The organism is Agrobacterium sp. SOY23 (assembly GCF_027212525.1).
Lineage (GTDB): Bacteria > Pseudomonadota > Alphaproteobacteria > Rhizobiales > Rhizobiaceae > Agrobacterium > Agrobacterium tumefaciens_I.
Genome location: NZ_JAPWDT010000001.1, coordinates 916,440 through 935,548, shown reverse-complemented (window position 1 = coordinate 935,548; position 19,109 = coordinate 916,440). Strand labels below are relative to the sequence as shown.

The window sequence follows — 19,109 nt, the reverse complement described above, 5'->3', positions numbered from 1 at the left end:
CAAACCATCAAACCAGCCGGCTCTGTTCCATCGCCGCTTCGACGAAGCTGGCGAAAAGCGGATGCGGGTCGAGCGGGCGGCTCTTCAGTTCCGGGTGATACTGAACACCGATGAACCACGGATGATCAGGATATTCAACCGTTTCCGGTAGGACACCATCCGGAGACATGCCCGAGAAGACGAGGCCACAGCCTTCCAGCCGATCCTTGTAATCCACATTCACCTCGTAGCGGTGACGGTGGCGCTCGGAAATATCGGTGGTGCCGTAGATATCGGCAATCTTCGTATCTTTCTTCAGCGCCGCCTTGTAGGCGCCGAGACGCATCGTTCCGCCGAGATCGCCCTTGGAGGAGCGCTTCTCCAGCTCGTTGCCCTTCACCCATTCGGTCATCAGGCCAACGACCGGCTCGGATGTCGGACCGAATTCGGTAGAGGAAGCATTTTCGATGCCGGCCAGATGACGGGCCGCTTCCACGACCGCCATCTGCATGCCGAAGCAGATGCCGAAGTAAGGCACGTTGCGCTCACGCGCGAACTGCGCCGCCATGATCTTGCCTTCCGAACCGCGCTCGCCGAAGCCGCCGGGCACCAGAATGCCGTTGACCTTTTCGAGATAAGGCGTCGGATCTTCCTTTTCGAAGACCTCCGACTCGATCCACTCCAGTTTGACCTTGACGCGATTGGCGATGCCGCCATGGTGCAGCGCCTCGATCAAGGACTTATAGGCATCCTTGAGGCCGGTATATTTGCCGACGATCGCGATCGTCACTTCGCCTTCCGGCGTGCGGATGCGATTGCAGACTTCTTCCCACTGTTCCAGACGCGGCTTCGGCGCCGGCTCGATGCCGAAAGCGGCCAGCACTTCCGAATCGAGGCCTTCCTTGTGGTAAGCCATCGGCACGTCATAGATATTCGCCGCATCCAGCGCCTGGATGACGGCGGACTCACGCACGTTGCAGAATAGCGAAAGCTTGCGGCGTTCCGCTTCCGGGATTTCCCGGTCGGCGCGCACAAGCAGGATGTCGGGGTGAATACCGAGCGCCTGCAGTTCCTTGACGGAATGCTGGGTCGGCTTGGTCTTCAGCTCGCCGGCTGCCGGAATATAAGGCATCAGCGTCAGGTGAAGATAGATCGCCGTGCCGCGCGGCAGGTCGTTGCCGAGCTGACGGATCGCTTCCATGAACGGCATCGCCTCGATGTCACCCACCGTGCCACCGATCTCGCAGATGACGAAGTCGTAATCGTCATTGCCTTCGATCACGAAATCCTTGATCTCGTTGGTGACATGCGGAATGACCTGAACCGTTGCGCCGAGATAATCGCCGCGCCGTTCCTTGTCGATGATGTTCTTGTAGATGCGACCGGTGGTGATGTTATCGGTCTTGGTGGCCGAACGCCCGGTAAAGCGTTCATAGTGGCCAAGGTCGAGGTCCGTCTCGGCACCGTCATCCGTCACGAACACTTCGCCGTGCTGTGTCGGGCTCATGGTGCCGGGATCAACGTTCAGATAGGGGTCGAGTTTGCGAAGCCGCACCCGATAACCACGGGATTGCAGCAAAGCTCCGAGTGCCGCAGCTGCGATGCCCTTACCGAGAGAGGAGACCACGCCGCCTGTGATGAATACATATCGCGCCATGGGATTCACCGGATACCTTTTTACCTCTGATTCCGCCAGCCCAAATTTCATTGTTTCGAAAATTCGCTGTTGACGAATCTGCGATGGGGCAAGCCGGAATGCGAACAAAAGAAAACCGGCAGGCTTTTGGCCTGCCGGAGCGTTAAATCAAAACCGGGCTTATTGACCGGTCGGAACTGCGTTCGGATCGGCGGGCTGTGCCGGGGCCGGAGCGGCCGAACCGGAAGCGGCCGGAGCCGGCGTGGTCTGCGCAGGAGCGGCAGCGCCATTATTGGTCGGAACGCCATTTTCAGCCGGAGCCGGAGCGGGCGTCGTGGACGGGCCGAGCGTATCGAGAATGCCGTTACCCTGGCCCTGCGTGGCCGGAATACGGTTCAGGATGTCGGTCGGTCGCGATTCGTAGCGGGTCAGAAGACCAAGGCCGAGCGACGTTGCGAAGAACAGCGCGGCAAGGATCGCCGTGGTGCGCGTCAGCGCATTGGCCGTTCCGCGCGCGGACATGAAGCCCGAACCGCCGCCGATACCGAGGCCGCCGCCTTCGGAACGCTGGATCAGGACCACGCCGACAAGCGCCAGCACGATCATGAGGTGAATAACAATCAAAACGGTCTGCATGACAATCCATTCCATGCCCCGCGCGGAGCACCATAAAGAAGGTTTTGCGGCTCTTTACATGAGGCGAAGGCTTATTCCAAGCCCCTTTCCCATCCCCGTGACAGGAAAGCTTGGATCAAGCCGTCAGTTGCTCGTATGCCGCATAGATGGACAGGAAGTCCGAGGCTTTCAAGCTCGCGCCGCCAATCAGCGCGCCATCCACGTTCTCGACACCCATCAGCTCCAGCGCATTGGCGGGCTTTACCGAGCCGCCATAGAGGATGCGCATGGTCTTGCCGGCACCGCCGAAACGCTTGACGAGCTCGTCGCGCATGAAGGCATGGGCCTCGCGCACGTCTTCAACGGTCGGCGTCAAACCCGTGCCGATCGCCCAGACGGGCTCATAGGCGATGACGGTGTTTTCGGCCGTCGCCTCATCCGGCAGGGAGCCGGCGAGCTGGCGCTTGAGGATATCGAGCGTCTGGCCCGCCTTGCGCTCATCCGCCGTCTCACCGATGCAGACGATGGCGATGAGTTCGGCCTGATGGGCGGCAACGGCCTTTGCACGCACGAGATGATCGGTCTCGGCATGGTCGGTGCGGCGCTCCGAATGGCCAACAATGACATGGGTGCCGAAGCAATCGGCGATCATCTCGGCGGAAATATCGCCAGTATGGGCGCCGGATGCGTTCTGATGGCAATCCTGCGCCCCGATCATCAGCGGGCTGTCATCGCACAGCGCCGTTGCCACGTAGAGCAATGTCGAAGGCGGGCAGATCAGCGCATCCACCTTTTCGGACAGCGCGCCCTTGACGCCCTCTGCCATGGCCTTGATCTGATCGAGCGAGGCACGGGTGCCATTCATCTTCCAGTTTCCGGCAACAAGCGGTCGAACATTCGGCGTCATGCGTATCCCATTCCCTTTGTCTTAGGCCCGCCTTGGGCGGCGCCCCTTCCCTCAGCCGTATCACGGCCCTTAATCACGACAGAAGACCTGCCGGAAATCCCGGGATATTCCTTTAACTGCAGCTGGCCGCAAATGGTACAAAAAAGCGGTCCGAAGGTTCAAAACGGCGGCCGATTTCGCAAATTTCGCCGCTCCCGACCCAAATAGCGGCCTCAGCGGCCCAAAATCCAGTTCAAAACCGCCCGCCAGTCGGTCATGCGCACCGGTGTGCCATGGCTGCCGGTCTCATAACGCGTGAACCGCGCCGGCTCGCCGGCCTTCAGCGAGGAGCGGAAGATCGTCGCCTGCTGATCCGCCGAATAGACCTTGTCGGCGCTGCCGTGGGTGAACCAGACCGGCTTTTTCGCCTTGGCAAAGGCGCTTTTCGGAAAATCGGGATCAACCGCACCGCCGAGTATCGCCATGCCCTTGAGATTGGCGACGGCCGCCTTGTCGCGGCTGATGCCGTAGCAGATGAAACTGCCCATCGACGCACAGGTGAGCACCACCGGCTTGCCGCCGGATTTTCTGGCCGCATCGGCAATCAGTGCCGCAACATCGGCAACGCCGTTTTCGTCGAAGGAGCGCACGCTCGGCGCGTAATAGGTGCCACCATTGGCGGTGGCGAGGTTCTTCAGCCGGTTGAAATTGCCGCCGAAGGTGTAGTCGTTCATGCCGAGCCGCCGGTCACCGCCGCGCCCATGGATGAAGATGACCGTGAAGGCCTGGCCGCTTGCCAGCCCGACGCGGCCGACCTCGAGAGCCCTGCCCTCGACGGAAACAGTTTCCAGCGCCTGCGCCTTCTTCGGCGCCATGTCGACATATTGCCGTTTCACCCGCCGCTCCGGCACCTCGTCGCGGCCGTTGATATCCCGCATTTCCTGGTAATCGATGACTTCGGATGCGCCGCCATCGCCGGTGGAAAGCACCGTCTGGGCGGAAAACAGCTCGTCCTTGAAAGGCCGCAGCGGCCCCTCAGCGGCCGAGGCCGCAACCGGCATGGCCGCAACAGTCAGGCTGAAAAGAGTACAAAACGTGAAATGAGCTGTGGACATGCCTTGGCTAACCGTTCATTCGTGGCTGCGAGACTTGCCATTGCGGCATCGCCAGCGCAATCCTCCTGTTGCGAAACCCTGACACAATCGTGGCATAGGATGTGCCGCGCTTGCCAGACGGACCCACTGGAATCGGACGGGAACCGCGTTTGGCGTTATGATTGGCGCTACAGGCATAATGATTCGCATGGCGAAATTCTGACACACGACTTTGAACCTTGGACATGATGGACGACAGCAACGATCTCTTCTCCGGTCTTCCGGCGGCACGAAACAGCGATACGGACACGAACGAGGACACGGCGAAAACCGTGAAGGCCCCGGCGACCGCAGCCGCCAACGTGAATGTGCAGCCGAAACCCGCAGCCGTTGCGGCCGTCACGACTTCCGCTCCGCCCGCCCCCGCGTCACCTGCCGGTGACGACTACGGCGCCTCGTCGATCCGCGTGCTCGAAGGGCTTGAGCCCGTGCGCATGCGTCCGGGCATGTATATTGGCGGCACCGACGAAAAGGCGCTGCACCATCTCTTTGCCGAAGTCATCGACAACTCCATGGACGAGGCCGTCGCCGGCCACGCCAATTTCATCGAGGTCCATCTCGATGCCGAAGGTTTCCTGACGGTCACCGACAATGGCCGCGGCATTCCCGTGGAAAACCACCCGCAGGTTCCCGGCAAGTCCACGCTGGAAGTCATCATGACCAAGCTGCATGCCGGCGGCAAGTTCGACGGCAAGGCCTATGAGACATCGGGCGGCCTGCACGGCGTCGGTGTTTCCGTGGTCAATGCGCTGTCCAATCTTCTCGAAGTGGAAGTGGCGCGAAACCGCAAGCTTTACCGCCAGCGCTTTTCGCGCGGCCTGCCGATCGGTCCGCTGGAAGAGCTGGGCGACGTACATAATCGCCGCGGCACCCGCGTGCGTTTCCATCCCGATCCGCAGATCTTCGGCGATCACGCCAAGTTCGAACCGGCGCGCATCTTCCGCATGGCCCGCTCCAAGGCCTATCTTTTCGGCGGCGTTGAAATCCGCTGGAGCTGTGATCCCGGCATGGTGCCGGCCGGTGGTGAAATCCCCGAAAAGGCGGTTTTCCATTTCCCCGGCGGCCTCAAGGATTACCTCGCCGCCACGCTCGGCAAGGAATTCACCGTCACCCGCGAGATTTTCTCCGGCCGCACGGAAAAGACCGGCGGCCACGGCGCGCTGGAATGGGCTGTCACCTGGTATGGCGGCGACACGCAGATCCATTCCTATTGCAACACCATTCCAACGCCCGAAGGCGGCACGCATGAGGCGGGTTTCCGCATCGCGCTCACCAAGGGCCTGAAGAATTATGCCGAACTGACGCAAAACAAACGCGCCAAGGACATCACCACCGATGACGTGATGATTTCGGCAGCCGGCATGCTCTCCGTCTTCATCCGCGAACCGGAATTCGTTGGCCAGACCAAGGACAAGCTGGCAACCGTCGAAGCCCAGCGCATCGTTGAAAACGCGCTGCGCGATCCCTTCGACCATTATCTCGCCGGCAATCCGGGCGAAGCGGACAAGCTGCTTGACTGGGTGATCGAGCGCGCCGAAGAGCGCCTGCGGCGTCGCAAGGAAAAGGAAGTCAACCGCAAGACCGCCGTGCGCAAGCTGCGCCTGCCCGGCAAGCTGGCGGACTGCGCCCAGAACACGGCCGAAAATGCCGAACTCTTCATCGTTGAGGGTGACTCGGCTGGCGGCTCGGCCAAGCAGGCGCGCAACCGCGCCAACCAGGCCATCCTGCCGCTGCGCGGTAAAATCCTCAACGTCGGCAGCGCCAGCCGCGAAAAGCTCTCCGCCAACCAGCAGATCGCCGATCTCATTCAGGCACTCGGCTGCGGCACCCGCACCAAATATCGCGAAGAAGATCTGCGGTATGAGCGCATCATCATCATGACCGATGCGGACGTCGATGGTGCCCATATCGCCTCGCTGCTCATCACCTTTTTCTATCAGGAAATGCCGGAACTCATCCGCGGCAACCACCTCTATCTGGCCGTGCCGCCGCTCTACGTCATCCGTCAGGGTGCCAAAAGCGCCTATGCCCGCGACGACGCCCACCGCGCCGAGCTCATGGAAACCGTCTTCAAGGGCAAGAAGGTCGAAATCGGCCGTTTCAAAGGCCTTGGCGAGATGATGGCCCAGCAGCTGAAGGAAACCACCATGGATCCCGAAAAGCGCACCCTGCTGCGCGTCGAGATCGATGACGTGGATTTCGAAGGCACCCGCGAGGCGGTCGACAATCTGATGGGCACAAAGGCGGATGCCCGCTTCCGTTTCATTCAGGAACGGGCGGCTTTTGCGGATAATCTGGATATCTGATCATCCGGATGACCCCTTGAAAGGCAGCGCATGGCGCTGCCTTTTGTGTTGATGTGGAGGCAACATCATGCGGATAGTGCTGACGGGCAGCTCCGGTCGGGTCGGCCGCGCGATTTTTAGTGCCCTGGCCGGCCGGCATGATGTCATCGGCATCGATCGCTCCCCGTTTTCCACCACCCATATCATCGGCGATTTCGCGGACAAGGCGCTGCTAGGCTCTGCTTTCCAGCAGGCGGATGCGGTGATCCATGCGGCGGCGCTGCATGCGCCCCATGTCGGCGTCGTTCCCGATGCGGAATTCCAGCGCATCAACGTCGAGGGAACCCGCATGGTGGCGGAAGCAGCGATGGCAGCGTGCGTACAACGGATCGTTTTCACCAGCACCACGGCGCTTTACGGACACTCGGTTTCTTCAGGGTCCTGCACCTTCATCGACGAAGACACGCCGCCCCGACCGAAAAGCATCTATCACCGCACCAAACTCGAAGCCGAGCAGGTGCTGGAAGCGATGGCAGGCCAACACCTCGCGGTACGTGTGCTTCGCATGTCCAGAAGTTTCCCGGAGCCCGCCGACGTGATGGCGGCTTACCGGCTGCATCGCGGTGTCGATATCCGCGATGTCGCCGATGCCCATGTGCTGGCGTTGACCAATGCGGGAGACGATTTCCAGCGCTATATCATATCGGCAACCACCCCGTTTTCCGCTGACGATTGCGACAGCCTCGCCGAAGATGCCGCTTCCGTTCTCCGGCAGCGGACCCCGGCTCTCGCCGCCGCTTTCGCGCAGCGGAGATGGGCGCTGCCGGCGATCATTGACCGGGTCTATTCACCCGCCCGCGCCGTAGACGGGCTTGGCTGGACATCCCGCTTCGGTTTCGAAGAGGTCTTGGCGGAGCTTGCCCGGCGCAGCCTGGAAGTGCTGCCGGCCGGCGCGAGTGTCAGCAGGAAATCCGAATAGGCCCCAGCCTAAGCTAAGCCGCCGCATCCTCGCGGACTTCCAGAATGCGGTCGATCAGGCCCCATTCCAGAGCCTCCTGCACCGTCATGAAGCGGTCACGATCCATCGCCTTTTCGAACTCGTCGTAACTGCGCCCGCAATGCTCGGCATAAAGCCGTGTCATGCGATGTTTCGTCTGCCTGATTTCTTCGGCATGAATGAGCATATCCGACGCCTGCCCCTGAAAACCGCCGGAGGGCTGGTGAATGAGGATGCTGGCGTTGGGCAGCGCCGCCCGCGTGCCCGGCTCACCCGCCATCAGCAGGAACGATCCCATCGAGCGGGCCGTACCCATGCACAGCGTATGCACCGGCGCGCGAATGTAACGCATGGTGTCATACATGGCGAAACCGCTGGTCACCATGCCACCCGGCGAATTGATATAGAGATGGATCGGCTTCTTCGGGTTTTCCGCTTCGAGAAACAGCAATTGCGCACAGACCAGTGCTGAGACCGTATCGTTTACCTCACCGTTGAGGAAGATGATCCTCTCCCGCAACAGGCGGGAATAGATATCGAAAGACCTTTCTCCCCTTGACGATTGTTCGACTACCATTGGGACGAGTTGCATCGTTTCGCGCATCGGCGAACTCCTGTCGGTTGAAAGATTCGGGAAATGTGGCGGATCAGGCGGCGAGCTTGATCGGCGAACCGTTGTGGTTTGCGGCGGCCTTCGTCATGCGGCCGGTATTTACGGGCAGGTCGTGAATGATGCGCAGGCTGGTGCCGCCATGGGCATTCGCCGCAATCCTGAAGGTGACGGTGCTTTCCAGAAATGGCGGATTATCCTCGCGCAGCCGGTAGCGCACCTCCTCGCCGGGCTTGATATCGATCGCATCCGGTTCCGCCAAGGCCTCCTTCGGCAGCCAGTTTTCACGAAACGCCGGAATACTGATTGCGCGCCAGACCTTTTGTGGCGGCTCGTCCAGATCATATTCAAGCTCGATGCCGTTTGCCGGCGCTTCCGGTGTCTGCCTGTTCATTGATCCATATCCTTCAGCAGGAGCTTCAGAGCCTCGATGCGCTGCGGCCAGTAAGCGCGATATTTGCCAAGCCATGCAGCAATGCGCGTCAACCCTTCCGGATCGACCTCGTAATTGACGAAACGGCCCTGCCGCCTTTCAACCACCAGCCCTGCCCCGCGCAACACTGAAAGATGCTGCGACATGGCCGGCTGGCTTATCTCGATCCCCTCACGCAAGGCAGAAGCGTTCATGGCGCCGTCCGCCAGCTTTTCGAAAATGGCACGGCGCGTCGGATCGGCCAGTGCCCGGAAAATATCATTCTCTGTCATGACGACACATAAGCATACACTTATGTCATTCGCAAGCTCTTTCGGCGCGTGAAAAACGCGCCTTTTTCATTCCCATGGCATGAGATGCCGTGAACGCTTTATCCCCTCGCGCGTTTTCATCCGGCCTGATAGGCTTCGGGCCGGGAGCGATCAAAACAAGTGACTGCATTTACGGTCTTCATCGTCATTCTTCTTTTGGTCATCGGGCCGAGCCTGTTCGTCGTCATCGGCAAACAGCGGGAAAAGGCCATTCCCAAGCGCCCCTCCACCGCCCTGCCCGTCGCCGAGGAAGGAACCGCGCTGGACAGGCACTGGCAATCGATCAGGAACGGCTGGAACGAGAAGAATGCGCTCTGCCTGCTGCATTCCAACCTGGATGCCTTCGCCGTGCGCGTGGCGGCTGCACGGGCCGCCGGGCGCAGCCTCGATCTCATGTATTACATGTGGAATGCCGATCTGACCGGGCGGCTGATGATGCGCGAGGTGATCGCCGCCGCCGATCGCGGCGTGCGCGTACGGCTGCTGCTCGATGATCTTGGCGTGTCCATCTCGGACCGAATCTTCCACGCCATCGACAGCCATTCCAATATCGAACTCAGGCTGTTCAACCCCACGAGGGCGCGGGAAAACATCCTGCATCGGAGCGTCGAACTGGTGCTGCGCTTTCGAAGCGTCAACCGCCGCATGCACAACAAGGCATGGATCGCCGATGGGCGCACCGTAATCGTCGGCGGGCGCAATATTGGCGATGCCTATTTCGATGCCGCCGAGCGGGCGAATTTCCACGATTTCGACATTCTCGGTTTCGGCCGGATCGTCGCCGACGCCACCGAAATCTTCGACGATTACTGGAACAGCGCCGTTTCCGTGCCGGTACGCTCGCTGCTGGCGCGCAGACCGAACAAGCTTGCCAGATTGCGGCACGAACTGGACGCATTGCCGCAAAGCGAAGCCGCCAAACCCTATCTGGAGCGGGTGGAGAGCCAATATGGCCGTGATCATTTCCTGATGTCGGACCGGCTGCACTGGGTGGATACGGCGGATATTCTCGCCGACCCGCCGGAAAAGGCGGCAGGCAAACGCCGCAAGGGCCACAATTTCCTGATGGAAAGTCTGCTGCCCCTGATGCAGGCGGCAGGCGAAAGCCTGCACATCACCTCCCCCTACTTCATTCCCGGCAGGGAGGGCATGGAGATTTTTCTCGATCTCGCCGAACGCGGCGTATCGCTCGCCATCCTCACCAATTCGCTGGCCGCAACGGATGTGGCCGCCGTTCACGCGGGTTACGCCCGTTATCGCAAACCGCTTCTCCTTGGCGGGGTACGCCTGCATGAGCTGCGCGCGCAGGCGGATCAATCGAACTTCACGCTACGCGGCTCGGGACAGGCAAGCCTGCATACCAAGGCCTTCACCCGCGATGGCAGGACCGGCTATATCGGCTCGCTGAATTTCGATCCGCGCTCCGCTTCGCTCAACACCGAAATGGGTGTCGTGTTCAATTCGCCGCCGCTGGTCGCCCGTATGGACGAGATATTCACCGGGGAAATCCGCCGCACGATGAGCTTCGAACTGGATGTGGACAGCCGCAAACGCATTGTCTGGACGACGGAAGAACAGGGGCGGACGAAGACATACCGGCGCGAACCCGACGCAGCCATCAGCCGCCGCATCGTCGCGGGCATCATGCGCTTCCTGCCATTGGAATCGCAGCTTTGACGGTCGAAAGGCCCGCCAAAGCCGCCTCCTCTCAGGCCGCCGGCCTTACGCCGGACTTGGCCAGCTGTATCTGCACCAGCGTATCGAGGTTCTGGTTGACGCGACAGTAAAACTCCTCGTCGATGAAGGGCCGCAGCATGAAATCATTGCCGCCCGCCTTCAGGAACCGCGCCGAAAGCAGCCGGTTGGTGGAGGAAGAAACACCGATGATGCGCAGCTCATGCGACCCGCGCACCGTGCGGATGCGCCGCGTGAGTTCGAAGCCATCGATGTCGGGCATGTTGTAATCGGTCACCACAAGGCCGATATCGGGATTGGCCTTCAATATATCGAGCGCCTTCGCACCGCTATCCGCCAGGCTGACGCGGAAATTATAACGCTTCAGCCGGCTTGAAAGCAGCGCCCGCGCCGTCGGGCTGTCATCGACGATCAGCACATGATGGCGGTGGTTGGTAAGGAAGCGACAGACGGATTCCGTCAGCATGTCCACGGCGAAAATATTATCTTTCAGAATATAATCGACCACATCCTTGGCGATCAGCGTTTCGCGCGTCGCTTCGTGGAAGGTGCTGGTGAAAACGATGGTCGGGATCGAAAGATCGATCAGATATTCCAGCGCCTCACCCTTTTCTGCCCCCGGCAGGTTGATGTTGGAAATGGCGAGCGTCACCGGTTCGGGAGAATGTTCGTAACAGGCCTGCAGCTCCTCGAAGTTGCGGCACACTTCCACGGTAACGCCCAGCAGCTCCTTCAGGCGCATGCTCACCATCTGGGTGAACACATTGCTGTCTTCCGCCAGCAAAATGCGGTTATTGCTGAAAGGCACGCCAGAATATTGCATGCCCGTGATGCCTAGAAAATTCATTCTGCCCCGATCCCCCATCGTATGTCAGCGAAAGATAGCAGCCGCATTTTTCAGAATGATTAATAACACTTTTGCCGGAAGGCCAGTTGAGCACATGCTTACTTAAACGGAAATACGGCCCGCAAGGGGCCGTATTCCAGCTTTGGGAGGGGAATGGTCTTATGCGCGCAGAAGCGCATTATCGGTGTCGAACGGGCTTTCCTCCACCACTTCGGCATCATAGGACGTGCCGAGAATGCGGATTTTAAGCTTGGTGCCGACAGCCGCATATTCCGGCTTGAGCATGGCGAGCGCGATGGATTTGCCCATACGCCAGCCGAAACCGCCGCTGGTGACACGGCCGGCAAGCGCGCCGTTTGCATCCACGATCGCTTCCGAACCGCGCGCATCGACATCGGTATTGCCGGATACGGTCAGCGTCGAGAAGACCCACTTCACGCCGGCTTCCTTATAGGCCACCAGCTTGTCGCGGCCGATGAAGTCCTTTTCCGGACGCAGGAAGCGGTCCAGACCGGATTCATAGGCGTTATATTCGACGGAAAGCTCGCGGCCCATGTTGCGGTAGGATTTTTCGAGCGACATGGAGACCATGGCGCGGATGCCGAAGGGCTTGATGCCGAATTCGGCGCCCGCTTCCATCAGCCTGTCGAAGATGTAGTTCTGCATCTCGATCGGATGGTGCAGCTCCCAGCCAAGCTCGCCGACGAAGTTGACGCGCAGCGCATGCGCCGTCGCCACGCCGACGGAAATCTGCTTGCCGGTGAGCCAGGGGAAATCCTTGTTCTCCAGGCTGGTGCGGGTGAGTTTCTTCAGCAGATCGCGCGACTTCGGACCGGCCAGTACCAGCACGCCGTATTTCTGCGTGATCGGCTGCAGCACCACGGAGCCATCGGTAGGTGCCAGACGACGCAGAACGTCATGGTCATGCGCTTCCAGACCACCGGCCGAAACCATGTAGAAGCGGCCCGGCGCCCATTCATAGACCGTGAATTCCGCCTTCACGCCGCCATTCGGCGTCAGAAGATGGGTAAGCGCGATGCGGCCGCGCTTCTTCGGCACCGCATTGGCCAGAATGCTGTCGAGCCAGGCGCGTGCACCGGGGCCGGAAACCTCCATCTTGGCAAAGGCTGACATGTCGAGCACGCCGACATTCTGATGAACGTTCTTCACCTCGTTGCCGACATGTTCGAAATAGTTCGAACGGCGGAACGACCACTTTTCAACGATGCGGCCGTCTTCCAGCGCCGGCGCGTGATTGTGGTTGGTGATGACATCGGCACCGACGCCGAGAGCTTCCTCACGCAGCGCATAACCTTCCGGTGCATACCAGTTGGCGCGCTCCCAGCCATAGACGGAGCCGAACACGCCGCCGAGCTTCTTCAGGCGATCATAAACCGGTGTCGTCTTCAGCGGACGGGCGGCGGAGCGCTCTTCGTCCGGGTAATGCATGGTGAAGACGTTGGCATAGGCTTCCTCGTTCTTGGCGATGAGGTAACCTTCCGTTGCGTAAGGGCCGAAGCGGCGCGGATCGACGCCCATCAGGTCGAGCGTCGGCTCGCCATCGACGATCCATTCCGCAAGCTGCCAGCCGGCACCGCCGGCGGCGGTGATGCCGAAGGAGTGACCTTCGTTCAGCCAGAAATTCTTCAGGCCGGGAGCCGGACCGACGATCGGATTGCCATCCGGCGTATAGGCGATCGCGCCGTTATAGACCTTCTTGATACCCACTTCGCCGAAGGCCGGAACGCGCACCATGGCGGTTTCGATATGCGGCATCAGACGGTCAAGCTCTTCCTGGAACAGCTCATATTCGCTTTCATCGGAGGGACCGTCGACATAACAGACCGGCGCGCCGACTTCGTAAGGACCGAGGATCAGGCCGCCCGCTTCTTCGCGCATATACCAGGCCGAGTCAGACTCGCGCAGGACGCCCATTTCCGGCAGGCCCTGCCGGCGGCGTTCCTGAATGGCCGGGTGCGGCTCGGTGACGATGTACTGATGCTCGACCGGAATGACCGGGATGTTGATGCCGACCATCTCGCCGGTCTTGCGGGCGAAGGAGCCCGTGCAGGAGATGATATGTTCGGCGATGATCTCGCCCTTGTCCGTCGTCACCTTCCAGTGACCGTCTTCCAGCTGCTCGATGGCGGTGACGGTGGTGTTGCGGTAGATGGTGGCGCCACGGTCGCGCGCGCCCTTGGCCAGTGCCTGCGTCAGGTCGGCGGGCTGGATATAACCATCGTCGGGATGCTGGATGGCGCCGAGCAGGCCGTCCGTCTCGCAGAGCGGCCAGATTTCCTTGACCTGCTCCGGCGTCAGCATGTTGACACGCACACCAATGGTCTCGGCAATGCCGGCATAATACATATATTCGTCCCAGCGATCCTTGGTGCGGGCGAGACGGATGTTCGAAACCTTGGAGAAGCCGACATTCATGCCGGTCTCTTCCTGAAGCTCCTCGTAGAACTTCACGGAATATTTGTGGATCTGGCCAACCGAGTAGCTCATGTTGAACAGCGGCAAGAGGCCGGCCGCGTGCCAGGTGGAGCCCGAGGTCAGTTCCTTGCGCTCGATGAGAACGCTGTCGCTCCAGCCCTTCTTGGCAAGATGATAAAGTGTCGAGACGCCGACAACGCCGCCACCGATCACCACCGCCCGTGCATGTGTCTTCATTTACAGAACCCCTGAAAAGCGCCGGCCTTGCCTTATTCCGCCGACATTGGATGGGAGGAATATGAAGCGCTTGCGGGTTGTTCAGCCGCCTGATTGCGACATGGCCATAGGGTGCTGCGACAGGCGTGAAAATGACGGCATGCCGGGTGAAAGGCTTCCCACCCCTTTCTTCTCTCGCCGGGGAGAAGGTGACCCGAAGGGCCGGATAAGGAGGCCACGTTGCCGAATATCCCGACGCTAGCCCCCACCACCCGCTACCGCGACCTCCTCCCCCGCGGGGAGAAGGTGACAGGCGGCGAGCCCCTGCCCGGGACTCGGGATCCTCAAGCAACAGCCTGCTACGCTTTCGCGCCGGGTTTCTCCTTCGGCTCAGCCGCCTTCTCGCTCTTCGATGGCTCTTTCTCTGGCGCCGCCGCCCCCGTATGGGCCACCACCGCCTTGTCGCCCTCTTCCGAAAGCAGCGCCGCCAGCATCTGCGGATTGGCGTCGCCTTCCACATGGATGTTGAGGTTACGCTGCGGGAACGGGATGGCGATGCCCTCTTCGCGGAAGCGGTGGAGAATGGCGATGCGCAGCGCGTTTTTCACGGCAAGCCCGTTCGACAGGTCGGCAAGGTGGAAGCGCAGCTCGAAATCCAGAGAGAAATCGCCGAAACGCAGAAATTCCACATGCGGTTCGGGATTGCGCAGCACCGGCGGCTGGGCGCGCACCAGCTCCAGCAGAATATCCATCACCTGCTGCGGATCGGAATCATAGGCGACAGACACCGGAATTTCCGCCCGCATGATGCGGTTGCGGTGTGTCCAGTTGCCGACAGAGGAATTGATGAATTCCGAATTCGGCACGATGATCGACTGCCCACGGAAGGTCTCGATCTCGGTGGCGCGCACGGAAAGCCGCTTGACGGTGCCTTCCGTCGTGCCGGTCACCACCCAGTCGCCCACCTTGAAGGGACGCTCGACCAGGAGGATGAGGCCGGAGACGAAGTTCGAGACGATATTCTGCAGACCGAAACCGATACCGACCGAAAGGGCGGAAGCGACCAGTGCGAGGCTTGAGAGGTTGAGACCGGCGGAGGAGACACCAAAGATCGCCGCAACGGCGATACCGAGATAACCGATGCCTGTCTTGACCGAGTTGCGCACCCCGGCATCCACCTGGCCTCGCGCCATGACGTTGTTATCAAGCCACTTCTGGAACCAGCGGGTGATGATGTAACCGATGGCGAAGACGAGAACACCGCCAAAAAGTCCGATCAGCGAGATGGAGGCATTGCCGACGGTAATGCCGGTCAGCAGGCGATAGGCCCAGCTTTCGATATCGCCCGGCTGGAAGCCCCAGGAAAACAGGATGAGCGGCACGCCGAAGGCAAGCGCCACGGCATAAATGCCAAGCCCCGCGGCAAGGCCGGCCTGATCAAGCGCAACCGGCCCAAGGCCGAAGCGCCGCGCGAGATAACGCCCGGCAAGGGATTCGCCAAAGGCGCCCTGCCGCGAAATCGCCTTGCCGGAGAGAATGCCGATATACATGGTCGCCAGCACCGCACCGGTCGCGACGATCTGCGTGGCGAGGAAGCGCGCAAGACCGACATAACCGGTCAGGCAGGCGCCGATGAGGATGAGACCGCCCACCCGCAACAGAATGACGAGCCAGCGCGGCAGGCGCTGGTTGCCGGTGTCGTAATCCTGCCCCTCACCGATCATCGGCCGCAGGAACGACACGGTGAGCAGAATGAGCCCGATGATGATGGAGGCGACGAAACTCTTGGCGACGGTGACGATCAGCGGCGAATAAAGCGTCTCGCTGATCGTGCCGAACAGGTAATCGAGACCATTGACGAGCGCCATCAGCAGCACCGCCGAAGACAGCGTATGTGCGCCCTTGTTCGATACTTTCAGCAGGCGCCATTCCGGCTGTGTCGGCGCAAAGATCGCATAGCTCAGCCGCGAGACGAAATAAACGAAACCGGTGATCGCCATCGCCCCGAAGAGGATCGGCGCTATGTCGGACCGCAGCACGTTGAAATTGTCGAGGAAGAAGGCCGAGGTGACGAGAAACAGGAACAGCGACAGCGACTGCACCATGGTCGACCAGAAGGCCACCGAAAGCCTTCTGAGATAGGAAGGCTCGCCCGTAAAGGCGCGCCGGTCCATGCGGCTGCCGAAAAAGCGGTAACCGCCGACCAGAAACAGCAGCGCCGCCATGATCGACAGCATCACGGCCCCGAACATCGGCAGCCGCTTGTAATTCCAGACATAGGCCGCCCAGTTGCTGAAGGCATTGTTGAGGTTGGTGAGTTCGGCGAGAAAGGCGGAAGACGCATCCCCAAGTGTCTGGGCGGAAACTTCCGTGCGCTTGAACAGGGTGGCGGCGAAAAGCGCCCGGCGCACCGCCGTGATATTGTTGGAAATCTGCGCGGCATTGTTGGCGGTGGCCTCCACCTCGCCGGCCATGGCATTCAACTCGCCGCGCTCCGCCGTCAGCCGGTTCCGCTCCTCCGTGACGAGGCTCGCCTCCGGTGGCTGGCCTTCGCCAGGCGCCGCACCCAGCGCATCCAGCCGGGTCTTGATCTGGTCCAGCCGCGCCCGAAGCTTGGCATTGGCGGCGGCGGCATCGGCAGCGATGCCATCGGCCCGTCCCTTGAGGTCGACGAGCTGGACATCGTCGCGTCCGCCCGCCTCCACCTGTCCCGAGATGAATGCGATATCCGCCTTCCATTTTTCGAGATCCGATCTCGCCTGCTCGACCGTCGAGACCTGGATGGCGCCCGGCGTTGCCGGCGTCGTTGTTTCCTGCGCCAGGGCCGGCATCACCCAGAGGCTGCTGAAGAGGGCAAAAAGAACGGCCAGTATCGGGGCCATGCCGCCACCTCGCCGGCCAGCGCCCGCCCGCTCGCCGAACACCCGCCTGCCATCCATCAATCCGCCGACCATCAACCGCACATCCATGCCTTTCGTCTCTTTACGCCGCATCAGGCTATTTAGCGCCTGCCACGCGGAAAACCACCCGCATAAAGCGAGGTTTTCAGGAGTTTACCTTGCTTTTCGCCACGAGAATCATCACCTTCGATTATGCAGCAACATGGGAGGAAATCATGGAATCTGCTGGCATTGGCTGGATCGCAGCCATCATCATCGGTGGTGTCGCCGGGTGGCTCGCCGAACAATTCATGAAAAGCAATATGGGTGTTTTCATGAACATCCTTCTTGGAATCGTCGGCGCGATCGTCGCCAACGCCATCCTGTCGGTATTTGGAATCGCTCTACAGGGTTGGCTCGGTTATCTCATCGCCGGCTTCGTCGGTGCCTGCATCCTCATCGCCATCGGCAGAGCCTTCAGGCGCGGATGACCAAAAAGAAAAATCCGTAAAACCCCGGATTTTCAGGCTTTTCCAGCGCGACTGAAATTTTTTCGTCATAAAAATCGAAGAAATTTCATTTCCGCGCTGGACAAGCCCAAACTTCCCCTTTATAGCCCCCCTCACACCGCCACACGGTGCCGGTCGGGTGATTAGCTCAGTTGGTAGAGCAGCTGACTCTTAATCAGCGGGTCGTAGGTTCGAGCCCTACATCACCCACCAATCTTTCCAAACACTTAGTGTTTAATTCAGCCGCAAAGCGGCTCGAATTTTTCCCCTGCAGCCTGGAATAAAATGACCTTGAAATCCGCCTTTGGCGACAAGGTCCGCACCCTCGCGCCAGCAACTCGCCATAGCAATGTTCCCGCCCCTCGGCAGCAAGGATGGAGCGGACGCACCCTCCTGATCAAAAGGCGCGAAACGCGGCTGTGAGCGCCCACTGAAGCCGCCCACAGAAAACCTCTCTGCCAAGCTGCGGCGCTCGTCGAACGCCAGCGATACCTTTCATGACAGAGTGAAAAATCACCCGTTCTGACTAACCGCCGCTTCCGCTTTTGGTGCGGAGGCGCTTCTGCGGCGATAGGCTTGATTTAACGGAGCCTCGACGAAGCGGTAGGCCATCAAACTCAGCAGCGTCGTGGCGAACAGGGCCAAGATGGCAGCCAGGGCTACCGAAAGGATGCCCGGACCCCAAAGCGCATTGACAGCTTTGGCGGATGTTTGAATGAGCAGATTGTGTATGAGATAAATTGAGTAGCTGGCATTACCAAGCTCGATAATCCATTTGTTCTTTAGGCGAAATCCGTTTTTCTCCAGCAGCACACATCCGGACACCAATAGAAATCCAGCCACGCCCCAGCTCAGAGGCCGGAATATGCCGGTGCTGTGAGATAGCCCCAGGCCAAAGCCCGTAGCCACGATCAGCACCACGCCCAAAATCAGGAAAGACCAACCCGCAGACGCGGCGGTCTTATTGTCCGACCACCGTGCTCCGGTCAAAAGATATGCCGCTCCGATGGCGACCCCGAAGACGAAGTCCAGTATTATCGGCTTTGCGTAATATGCCATATATCCGAGCGGGAGAACTTCGCCGGAAGCGACAAAAATCGCCAGAACCGCCGAAAGGAAGCAAATCCTGAGGAGGAAGTTCTTTATTGGCAGGAGAGAGGCGAAGACAACGTAGAAGAACATCTCGTAGTTCAGCGTCCATCCCACCGACAGAATTGGCTCCCACAGGCCGTTGCGTGTAAACGGTATAAAAAACAGCGAGTTGAATATATAATCCGCGCGCAGCTCCATCACGCCGACAGGGCGAAAACCTATTACAAACAAAGCAACGACAAAAAGCGTTACGATCCAGTACATGGGAACGATGCGAACAATTCTGTTCAGCATAAATCGAAAAGGATCGCTCTCTTTATTAAAAGTCGTGACGACCATAATAAAACCGCTCAATACAAAAAATATATCGACCCCTGCGGCACCGAACTCATAGCTCTTTGCATTGGGGAAATAGGGTGTTAGATTTGGAACAAAATGATGAAAAAAAACAAGATAAGCGGCAACCGCTCTCAAAACCTGCAAATTAAATATCATTTAAAATATCCTGAAAAATATACTGTATAAGGTA

General features: G+C 59.9%; 15 protein-coding genes and 1 tRNA gene. 5 read left to right on the top strand and 11 right to left on the bottom strand.

The annotated features are described in order from the left end of the window. Positions 1-7: 7 nt before the first annotated feature. The 4 genes from O3S81_RS04600 to O3S81_RS04585 form a co-directional block, all read right to left on the bottom strand. Positions 8-1,645, bottom strand: a complete 1,638-nt coding sequence (locus tag O3S81_RS04600; RefSeq protein WP_269341262.1) for a CTP synthase — start codon at positions 1,643-1,645, stop codon at positions 8-10. Between the two features lie 150 nt (positions 1,646-1,795). After that, positions 1,796-2,251 carry a preprotein translocase subunit SecG gene (gene secG, locus O3S81_RS04595; RefSeq protein ID WP_269341261.1) on the bottom strand — a complete coding sequence of 152 codons (456 nt, stop codon included), beginning with the start codon at positions 2,249-2,251 and terminating at the stop codon, positions 1,796-1,798. A gap of 115 nt (positions 2,252-2,366) precedes the next feature. Continuing rightward, positions 2,367-3,137 carry a triose-phosphate isomerase gene (tpiA, locus tag O3S81_RS04590; RefSeq protein WP_269341260.1) on the bottom strand — a complete coding sequence of 257 codons (771 nt, stop codon included), beginning with the start codon at positions 3,135-3,137 and terminating at the stop codon, positions 2,367-2,369. Positions 3,138-3,349: 212 nt separating this feature from the next. After that, a complete protein-coding gene (locus O3S81_RS04585) occupies positions 3,350-4,231 on the bottom strand; it encodes an alpha/beta fold hydrolase (RefSeq protein ID WP_269341259.1) in 882 nt (293 codons plus the stop codon). A gap of 224 nt (positions 4,232-4,455) precedes the next feature. Between O3S81_RS04585 and parE the strand changes: the two genes are divergently transcribed. Next, positions 4,456-6,576, top strand: coding sequence for a DNA topoisomerase IV subunit B (parE, locus tag O3S81_RS04580; RefSeq protein ID WP_269341258.1), 2,121 nt, complete (start codon positions 4,456-4,458; stop codon positions 6,574-6,576). Between the two features lie 67 nt (positions 6,577-6,643). After that, positions 6,644-7,534, top strand: coding sequence for an NAD-dependent epimerase/dehydratase family protein (locus O3S81_RS04575; protein WP_269341257.1), 891 nt, complete (start codon positions 6,644-6,646; stop codon positions 7,532-7,534). A 13-nt stretch (positions 7,535-7,547) separates the two neighbouring features. Here O3S81_RS04575 and O3S81_RS04570 read toward each other — a convergent pair whose 3' ends face one another. The 3 genes from O3S81_RS04570 to O3S81_RS04560 are packed head-to-tail and all read right to left on the bottom strand — an operon-like array spanning position 7,548 to position 8,867. Then, entirely contained in the window at positions 7,548-8,156 is a 609-nt protein-coding gene (locus tag O3S81_RS04570; RefSeq protein ID WP_269341256.1) for an ATP-dependent Clp protease proteolytic subunit, read from the bottom strand. Positions 8,157-8,199: 43 nt separating this feature from the next. Next, entirely contained in the window at positions 8,200-8,556 is a 357-nt protein-coding gene (locus O3S81_RS04565) for an SRPBCC family protein (protein ID WP_269341255.1), read from the bottom strand. After that, positions 8,553-8,867, bottom strand: coding sequence for an ArsR/SmtB family transcription factor (locus O3S81_RS04560; protein WP_006697387.1), 315 nt, complete (start codon positions 8,865-8,867; stop codon positions 8,553-8,555). The genes O3S81_RS04565 and O3S81_RS04560 overlap by 4 nt, the downstream gene beginning before the upstream one ends. 159 nt (positions 8,868-9,026) lie before the next feature. Between O3S81_RS04560 and O3S81_RS04555 the strand changes: the two genes are divergently transcribed. Continuing rightward, positions 9,027-10,583, top strand: a complete 1,557-nt coding sequence (locus tag O3S81_RS04555; protein ID WP_269341254.1) for a phospholipase D family protein — start codon at positions 9,027-9,029, stop codon at positions 10,581-10,583. A gap of 31 nt (positions 10,584-10,614) precedes the next feature. Here O3S81_RS04555 and O3S81_RS04550 read toward each other — a convergent pair whose 3' ends face one another. The 3 genes from O3S81_RS04550 to O3S81_RS04540 form a co-directional block, all read right to left on the bottom strand. Next, positions 10,615-11,448: a response regulator gene (locus O3S81_RS04550; RefSeq protein WP_269341253.1), complete on the bottom strand. Its 834-nt coding sequence runs from the start codon at positions 11,446-11,448 to the stop codon at positions 10,615-10,617. A 159-nt stretch (positions 11,449-11,607) separates the two neighbouring features. Beyond that, the gene (locus O3S81_RS04545) at positions 11,608-14,121 is read right to left on the bottom strand and encodes a GcvT family protein (RefSeq protein ID WP_269341252.1); all 2,514 of its coding nucleotides are present in this window, start codon (positions 14,119-14,121) and stop codon (positions 11,608-11,610) included. Between the two features lie 338 nt (positions 14,122-14,459). Continuing rightward, entirely contained in the window at positions 14,460-17,093 is a 2,634-nt protein-coding gene (locus O3S81_RS04540) for a mechanosensitive ion channel family protein (RefSeq protein ID WP_269341251.1), read from the bottom strand. A gap of 122 nt (positions 17,094-17,215) precedes the next feature. Here O3S81_RS04540 and O3S81_RS04535 point away from each other — a divergent pair, with 122 nt between their 5' ends. Both O3S81_RS04535 and O3S81_RS04530 read left to right on the top strand, forming a co-directional pair. Next, a complete protein-coding gene (locus O3S81_RS04535; protein WP_269341403.1) occupies positions 17,216-17,470 on the top strand; it encodes a GlsB/YeaQ/YmgE family stress response membrane protein in 255 nt (84 codons plus the stop codon). A gap of 155 nt (positions 17,471-17,625) precedes the next feature. Continuing rightward, positions 17,626-17,701 (top strand) — tRNA-Lys (locus O3S81_RS04530). A gap of 300 nt (positions 17,702-18,001) precedes the next feature. Here O3S81_RS04530 and O3S81_RS04525 read toward each other — a convergent pair. Beyond that, positions 18,002-19,075, bottom strand: coding sequence for an acyltransferase family protein (locus O3S81_RS04525; RefSeq protein ID WP_269341250.1), 1,074 nt, complete (start codon positions 19,073-19,075; stop codon positions 18,002-18,004). Between the last annotated feature and the right edge of the window lie 34 nt (positions 19,076-19,109).

Coding starts and splice junctions, on each gene's coding strand:
- O3S81_RS04540 (WP_269341251.1), bottom strand. CDS start 17,093: ATGCGGCGTAAAGAGACGAAAGGCATGGATGTGCGGTTGATGGTCGGC.
- O3S81_RS04565 (WP_269341255.1), bottom strand. CDS start 8,556: ATGAACAGGCAGACACCGGAAGCGCCGGCAAACGGCATCGAGCTTGAA.
- O3S81_RS04560 (WP_006697387.1), bottom strand. CDS start 8,867: ATGACAGAGAATGATATTTTCCGGGCACTGGCCGATCCGACGCGCCGT.
- secG (WP_269341261.1), bottom strand. CDS start 2,251: ATGCAGACCGTTTTGATTGTTATTCACCTCATGATCGTGCTGGCGCTT.
- O3S81_RS04585 (WP_269341259.1), bottom strand. CDS start 4,231: ATGTCCACAGCTCATTTCACGTTTTGTACTCTTTTCAGCCTGACTGTT.
- parE (WP_269341258.1), top strand. CDS start 4,456: ATGATGGACGACAGCAACGATCTCTTCTCCGGTCTTCCGGCGGCACGA.
- O3S81_RS04525 (WP_269341250.1), bottom strand. CDS start 19,075: ATGATATTTAATTTGCAGGTTTTGAGAGCGGTTGCCGCTTATCTTGTT.
- tpiA (WP_269341260.1), bottom strand. CDS start 3,137: ATGACGCCGAATGTTCGACCGCTTGTTGCCGGAAACTGGAAGATGAAT.
- O3S81_RS04545 (WP_269341252.1), bottom strand. CDS start 14,121: ATGAAGACACATGCACGGGCGGTGGTGATCGGTGGCGGCGTTGTCGGC.
- O3S81_RS04535 (WP_269341403.1), top strand. CDS start 17,216: ATGGAATCTGCTGGCATTGGCTGGATCGCAGCCATCATCATCGGTGGT.
- O3S81_RS04550 (WP_269341253.1), bottom strand. CDS start 11,448: ATGAATTTTCTAGGCATCACGGGCATGCAATATTCTGGCGTGCCTTTC.
- O3S81_RS04575 (WP_269341257.1), top strand. CDS start 6,644: ATGCGGATAGTGCTGACGGGCAGCTCCGGTCGGGTCGGCCGCGCGATT.
- O3S81_RS04570 (WP_269341256.1), bottom strand. CDS start 8,156: ATGCGCGAAACGATGCAACTCGTCCCAATGGTAGTCGAACAATCGTCA.